Annotated in this window: 6 protein-coding genes; 1 reads left to right on the top strand and 5 read right to left on the bottom strand. The window is 73.9% G+C overall.

The annotated features are described in order from the left end of the window. Window positions 1-49: 49 nt before the first annotated feature. Window positions 50-1153, bottom strand: a complete 1104-nt coding sequence (locus ACWEVO_RS26255) for a VPS10 domain-containing protein (RefSeq protein ID WP_452310174.1) — start codon at window positions 1151-1153, stop codon at window positions 50-52. A gap of 61 nt (window positions 1154-1214) precedes the next feature. Here ACWEVO_RS26255 and ACWEVO_RS26250 point away from each other — a divergent pair, with 61 nt between their 5' ends. Further along, complete coding sequence (locus ACWEVO_RS26250; protein ID WP_452310173.1) at window positions 1215-2210, top strand: helix-turn-helix domain-containing protein; 996 nt, start codon at window positions 1215-1217, stop codon at window positions 2208-2210. Window positions 2211-2234: 24 nt separating this feature from the next. Here the strand turns inward: ACWEVO_RS26250 and ACWEVO_RS26245 are convergent, their stop codons facing one another. From ACWEVO_RS26245 to ACWEVO_RS26230, 4 genes are all read right to left on the bottom strand, one after another. Continuing rightward, window positions 2235-3593 carry a putative Ig domain-containing protein gene (locus ACWEVO_RS26245; RefSeq protein WP_452310172.1) on the bottom strand — a complete coding sequence of 453 codons (1359 nt, stop codon included), beginning with the start codon at window positions 3591-3593 and terminating at the stop codon, window positions 2235-2237. A 173-nt stretch (window positions 3594-3766) separates the two neighbouring features. Continuing rightward, complete coding sequence (gatA, locus tag ACWEVO_RS26240) at window positions 3767-5242, bottom strand: Asp-tRNA(Asn)/Glu-tRNA(Gln) amidotransferase subunit GatA (protein ID WP_452310171.1); 1476 nt, start codon at window positions 5240-5242, stop codon at window positions 3767-3769. Beyond that, window positions 5239-5544, bottom strand: a complete 306-nt coding sequence (gene gatC, locus ACWEVO_RS26235) for an Asp-tRNA(Asn)/Glu-tRNA(Gln) amidotransferase subunit GatC (protein WP_091190253.1) — start codon at window positions 5542-5544, stop codon at window positions 5239-5241. The genes gatA and gatC overlap by 4 nt, the downstream gene beginning before the upstream one ends. Before the next feature lie 156 nt (window positions 5545-5700). Further along, the coding region (locus ACWEVO_RS26230) for a putative bifunctional diguanylate cyclase/phosphodiesterase (RefSeq protein ID WP_452310170.1) at window positions 5701-6582 on the bottom strand (882 nt) is incomplete at its 5' end.

Below are 6582 nucleotides of genomic sequence, written 5' to 3'. Positions count from 1 at the left end.
GGCGCCGCGGCGGCCCCCCCGGGCAACCCCCCCCGGGGGGGCCGGCAGGTCAGCGCTCCTCGACCACGCCGAGGTAGATCACCTGCGGGTCGGCCGGGTTGAAGGCGACGCCGCCGATGCCGTCGTGGGGGTTGTGCTGCGAGGTCAGCCGGCCGGTCGACGCGTCGTACCGGTAGAGGTCGGTGCCGTAGCCGCCGAACCAGGTGCCGTAGGCGAAGTACAGCACGTCCGGGTCGACCGGGCTGGGCCAGAGCGGGGTGCCGTTGATCAGCGTCGGCCCGGCGCCGTCGAGCACCGAGACGAAGCTGCGGCCCCCGTCGGTGGAGCGCCAGATGTGCCGGGCTGAGTTGTCGTTCTGGCTGAGGTCGTAGCCCTCCAGCCAGACCGTGCGCGGGTCGGCCGGGGAGAAGGCCATCGAGAAGCCGTTCGCCTGCGGGGTGGCGCCCACCCCGGACGACCTGGTCCAGCTCTGCCCGCCGTCGAACGTCACGTAGCTGCCGTGGCCCATGGTGCCGACGATGACGTGGGCCCGGTCGGCGGGGTCGACCGCCGCCTTGTAGACGAACTCGTCCGGGCCGGGCGGCACCCCTACCGCGGACCAGGTGGCGCCGCCGTCACCGGAGTCGTAGATCTGCCCGGCCTTGCTGACCGCCCGCAGCACCCGCGCGTCGGTCCGGTCCACCGACAGCCCGGCCACGCCGTCGTCCGCCACCGGGCCGGCGACCCGGACGACCTGGTCGCCCTGCACCCGGTAGACCGGCTGGTCGTTGACGCCGTACGCGTACGCGGTGCCGCCCGGCCCGGCGGCCAGGTCGTACGTGCCCAGGTTCAGCTCGGTGCCGGCGATCTGCTGCCAGGTGCAGCCGGCGTCGGTGGACCGCTGGATCGACCGCTTGGCGATCGCGACCAGCGTGTTCGGCGTGTCCAGCGCGACGAGCCGGGGGTACGCCACCGGGCTGACGGCGGTCGTGGTCGGCGCCAGGAAGGCCCCGTCGTTGCGGGTGAAGGTCACCGAGCCGTCCCCCTGCACCACGCCGCACTGCGGGCGGTGCCAGCCGTCGGCAGCGGCGGCCGGGGACGCGGAGGCGAGGTTGACAGCGCCGGCGGCCGTGACGGCCAGCGCGAGTGCGCCGCTCAATCGGGAGAAGATCATGTCGCATGTCTAGACGTGGACGTGCGCCGATCGCCACAGTTTCGGCTGACCGAGCCCGGCCATGGCCTGGATCGGCCAGCCGCGGGAGGGGGCGCGGATGTTCGAGTCGTTGGGGCTGACCCCGGTGGAGGAGTCGGTCTACCTGGCCCTGCTGCGCCGGCAACAATCGAGCCTGCCGGAACTCGCCCAGCAGGTCGGCGAGAGCCTGCGGGCGGTGCGGGCGGCGACCGACCGGTTGGAGGATCTCGGCTTCGTCAGCCGGCTCGTCGGCTCCGGCACCCGACTGCTGGCGACCCGCCCGGACGTCGCCGTGAACGCCCTGGTCGTCCGCCGGACCGAGGAGTTCGCGGCGGCCCGCCGCGCCGCCGAGCGGATCGCGGAGGAGTTCCCGAGGGAGCTGCACACCAGCCCGGACGAGCTGCTCGAGATCGTCACCGGCCGGGCCGCCGTGGAGGCCCAGTTCGTCCAGCTCACCCACGGGGTGACCGGCGAGCTGCTGGTCCTCGACCGCCCGCCGTACGCGCAGGAGGTGGCGTCGGCGAACGTGTCCGAGAACGACCTGCTCGGCAGGGCGGCCAGCGTACGCGGGATCTACGCCCCGGAGGCGTTCGAGCTGCCCGGCGCCTTCGAACAGGCGATGGCGTCCGTGGCCGCCGGGGAGCAGGCCCGGGTGCACACCGAAGTGCCGCTGAAGCTGGCGATCGGTGACCGCTCGGTGGCGTTGCTGCCGCTGGCCAGCGAGCGGGCCGTGGACGCGGCCCTGGTGATCCGCGCGCCGATGGTGGTGTCGGCCCTGGTGAAGCTCTTCGAGATGCTCTGGGCGCAGGCCACGCCGCTGCCGGCCTGGGACCCCCAGCGATCCACGACCGCGGGCGACGAGCTGGACCTGCGGCTGCTGGGGCTGCTCGCCACCGGCCTCAAGGACGAGGCCATCGCCCGCGAGCTGGGCGTGAGCGTACGCACGCTGGGCCGCCGCTCGTCGGCCCTGCTGGCCGCCCTCGGCGCCCGGACCCGCTTCCAGGCGGGGCTGCAGGCCGGGCGCCGCGGCCTGGCCTGAGACCGGCCACGCCCCCGCAGAGCGTCAGCCGTACGTCCGGGCGCGCCGGCGGCGTTCGTAGGCCAGGAGGAGGAGCATCCCGCCGACGGCGACCGCCGCGACGCCCAGCAGCAGCATCGGGGTCAGGTGCCCACCGGTGACCGGAAGTCCGCCGCCGGCGGTGGTCGTCGGCGTGCCCGGGGTCACCGTGGGCGTGCCCGGCGTGCCGGGCGTCGACGAGGTCGGCGTCGCCGACGGGGAGGTCGACACGGCGTCGATGACGACCGTCACCTCGGCCGTGGCGCTCGATGCCGTGCCGGCGGCCCGCACCGTGAAGGCGTAGCTGCCCGCGGTCTCCGGGGTGCCGCTGAGCAGGCCGTCCGGGGCCAGGGTCAGGCCCGGCGGCAGGGTGCCGGCGGCCACGCTGAACTTGATCGCGGAGTCACCGGTGGCGGTGAACCGGAACGAGTACGCCGTGTCGACGGCGCCGCGCGGCGGCGCTCCGGACGTGATGGTGGTGGCCGGATCGGCGATGGCGACGGTGACGTCCTGCTCGGCGAAGAAGCCGTGCGCGTCGGTCAGCCGGACCCGGAACGCGTAGCTGCCCGGGGTCGTCGGCGAACCCGACAGCACCCCCGCCGACGACACCGCCATGCCCGGCGGCAACGCCCCCGACCGCAGCGACAGCGTGTACGGCGTCGTACCGCCCGAGGCGGTTAGGGTGTGCGCCGGGTACGACTGCGCGGTGTACCAGGGCGACGTGGGGGCGCCGGAGGTGACGGTGATGGTGGGGGCGACCACCACGACGGTGACGTCCTGCTCGGCGAAGAAGCCGTGCGCGTCGGTCAGCCGGATTCCGAAGGCGTAGCTGCCCGGGGTCGTCGGCGAACCCGACAGCACCCCCGCCGACGACACCGCCATGCCCGGCGGCAACGCCCCCGACCGCAGCGACAGGGTGTACGGCGCGGTGCCGCCCGAGGCGGTGAAGGTGTGCGCCGGGTACGGCTGGTAGGCGGTGACCGGCGAGACCGGGCTGCCCGAGGTGACGGTGATCGTCGGGGCCTGCACCACCACCGTGACGTTCTGGTCCGCGGAGTCCCCGCTCGGGGCGCCGGTCGCCCGGACCGTGAAGGCGTAGCTGCCGGGCGTGGTCGGCGTGCCGCCGAAGGCGCCGGTCGAGGACAACGCCAGGCCCGGCGGGAGGCTGCCGGAGGCGAGGGAGTAGGTGATCGTCGGGTCACCGGTGGCGACGAAGGTGTGGTCCGGGTACGGCTGGTAGGCGGTGACCGGGGACGCCAGCGGGCCGGAGGTGAAGGTGATCGTCGCGGCGGCGGCGGGCTGCCCCGCGCCGAGCAGCCACACCAGGAGGGCCGAAACGATCACTATCGGTCGCAGCGTCTTCATCGCCCGTCCAGCAGTCGATCGGGATAAGCGTCATTCGCGTCGGTGAGCGCGAAGAGACCTTATCCAATCAGGACAGCCGACAAGGCGATATGGACCGAACGGCGGGCGCGTGTTGCCGACCGGCTGGCGGCCCGGCGTCGCGGGGCGGCCGAGCAGGCCGCCCCGCGAGCTGGTCAGAGCGCCGGCGGGGTGAAGGTGCCGACCGTCGACTCCAGCGCGGCGGCGACCCGGTACATCCGGTCGTCGGCCATGGTCGGAGCCATGATCTGGAAGCCGACCGGGAGCCCGTCGGAGAGGCCGCACGGGACCGAGATGGCCGGCCCGCCGTACAGGTTGGTCGGGATGGTGAACAGGTCGGCCAGGTACATCTGGTACGGGTCCGAGGTACGCGCGCCGATCGGGAAGGCCACGAACGGCGTGGTCGGCGAGATCAGCGCGTCCACCTGCTCGAACGCGGCGGTGAAGTCGCGCGTGATCAGGGTGCGGACCTTCTGCGCCTGACCGTAGTAGGCGTCGTAGTAGCCCGAGGAGAGGGCGTACGTGCCGATCATGATGCGCCGCTTCACCTCGGGGCCGAAGCCGGCCTCCCGGGTCAGCGACATGACCTCCTCCAGGGACCGGTTGCCGTCATCGCCGACCCGCAGGCCGAACCGGACGCCGTCGAACCGGGCCAGGTTGGAGGAGCACTCGCTCGGCGCGATCAGGTAGTAGGCCGGCAGCGCGTACTTGAAGTGCGGGCAGGAGATCTCGACGATCTCGGCGCCCAGCTTCGCGAGGGCCTCCACCGACTCGCGGAACGCCGCCATCACACCCGGCTCGGCGCCCTCGCCGGTGAACTCGGTGACCACACCGAGCTTCACCCCGGTCAGGTCGCCGGTCGCGCCGAGCTTCGCGGCGCCGACCACGTCCGGCACCGGGGCCGGGATGGAGGTGGAGTCGCGCGGGTCGTGGCCGCCGATCACCTGGTGCAGCAGCGCGGCGTCGAGCACCGTACGGGCGCACGGGCCCGGGGTGTCCAGCGACGAGGAGAACGCCACCAGGCCGTACCGGGAGGTGCCGCCGTAGGTGGGCTTGGCGCCGACGGTGCCGGTGACCGCGCCGGGCTGGCGGATCGAGCCGCCGGTGTCCGAGCCGATCGACAGCGGCGCCTCGTACGCGGCCAGGGCCGCGGCGCTGCCGCCGCCGGAGCCACCGGGGATGCGCTCCAGGTCCCACGGGTTCCGGGTCGGCCCGTACGCGGAGTATTCCGTGGAGGAGCCCATCGCGAACTCGTCCATGTTGGTCTTGCCGAGCATCACGGTGCCGGCGGCGCGCAGCCGCTCGACGATCGTCGCGTCGTACGGCGGGCGCCAGCCCTCCAGGATCTTCGACCCGACGGTGGTCGGCACGCCCTTGGTGGTGAGCACGTCCTTGACCGCGACCGGCACGCCGGCGAGCGGGCCGAGCTGCTCGCCGGCGGCCCGGCGCTCGTCCACGCCGCGGGCGGCGGCCAGCGCGCCCTCGGTGTCGACGTGCAGGAAGGCGTGGACCCGCTCGTCCACGGCTGCGATCCGGTCCAGGTGGGCCTGGGTGACCTCGACGGCGGAGGTCTCGCCGCTCGCGACGAGGCCGGCGATGTCGGCCGCGCTCAGCTTGGTCAGATCGCTCATGAAGCCACATCCTCGTCCAGGATCCGCGGGACGCGGAACCGCTGCTCCTCGGCGTCGGGCGCACCCGACAGCGCCTCCTGCGGGGTCAGTCCGGGCACCACCACGTCCTCGCGGAGGACGTTGGTCAGCGGAACGGAGTGGGACGTCGGCGGGATGTCCGCCGCGGCGACCTCGCCGACCTGGGCGACCGACTGGAGGATCACGTCCAGCTGACCGGCGAAGGTGTCCAACTCCTCCTCGGTGACGGCGAGCCGCGACAGTCGCGCGAGGTGCGCGACCTCCTCGCGGGAGATGGCGGCCATCGGGTGCCCCCTTCGTGGCTGTCCTGCTGCGTCTGTGGTGTGCCGGCCGCGCGCCCGACGGCGCCGATGACGCGCGGTGACCGGAGCGAGTCTATTGTCCCGCCGTCGCCGCGACGCCTCCGACTCCCCCGCCGACCCGTCCGCCGGGCGGCGGGGTCAGCGGCCCGGGCGGTGCGGCCCGTCGGTGTCGGCGCTCACCGTCGGGCGGACCGGGCGGTACCGGGACAGCCAGGTGGCCAGTTCCTCGGCCGGCATGGGCCGGGCGTGGAACCAGCCCTGGGCCACGTCGCAGCCGGCCGCGTGCAGCAGCCGCCAGGTGCGCTCGTCCTCCACGCCCTCGGCCACCACCCGCAGCCCGAGCGCCCCGGCCAGCTCGATCATCGACCGGACGATCGCCGCGTCGTCCGGGTCGTCGGCCATCCCGAGGACGAACGACCGGTCCACCTTCACCTCGGACAGCGGCAGCCGGCGCAGGTGCTGGAGGGAGGAGTATCCGGTGCCGAAGTCGTCGAGCGCGATGCCGACGCCGATCCGGTGCAGCTGGGAGATGCTGGCCAGCACCCGCCGGGGGTCGGCCATCAGGGCGCCCTCGGTGATCTCCACCTGGAGCCGGTCGGGCCGGACGCCGTACCGGGTGAGCCGGTCGGCGATCTGGTCGGCGATCTCCCCGGTGTGCAGGTCGCGGACGCTGACGTTGAGCGCGGCGCGCAGGTTGATGCCCGCCGCCGACCACTTCGCCACCTGCTCCACCACGTCGTCGACCACCCGGCGGGTGAGCAGCCGCATCACCGCGCTCTGCTCGGCGACCTGGATCAGCTCCCCCGGGTCGACCATGCCCCGCCGGGGGTGCCGCCAGCGCAGCAGCGCCTCCACCCCGACGACCTCACCGGTCGCGATGGCGATCTGCGGCTGGTAGTACATGGTGATCTCACCCGGGTCCCCGCCATGAGCTTCGCCGGGCAGGGCTTCGTCGTGGTGCAGCCGTCGGAGGAGGCGCCGGTGCAGGGCAGCGGGGCGCAGCAGCAGCAACAGGGCGGC

The sequence above is a fragment of the Micromonospora sp. NPDC003776 genome (assembly GCF_053605645.1).
This window is presented reverse-complemented; position numbering and strand designations above follow the sequence as displayed.

Bases quoted from the DNA above. Each gene is read 5' to 3' on its own strand.
- ACWEVO_RS26245 (WP_452310172.1), bottom strand. From the start codon at position 3,593: ATGAAGACGCTGCGACCGATAGTGATCGTTTCGGCCCTCCTGGTGTGG.
- ACWEVO_RS26255 (WP_452310174.1), bottom strand. From the start codon at position 1,153: ATGATCTTCTCCCGATTGAGCGGCGCACTCGCGCTGGCCGTCACGGCC.
- ACWEVO_RS26250 (WP_452310173.1), top strand. From the start codon at position 1,215: ATGGCCTGGATCGGCCAGCCGCGGGAGGGGGCGCGGATGTTCGAGTCG.
- gatA (WP_452310171.1), bottom strand. From the start codon at position 5,242: ATGAGCGATCTGACCAAGCTGAGCGCGGCCGACATCGCCGGCCTCGTC.
- gatC (WP_091190253.1), bottom strand. From the start codon at position 5,544: ATGGCCGCCATCTCCCGCGAGGAGGTCGCGCACCTCGCGCGACTGTCG.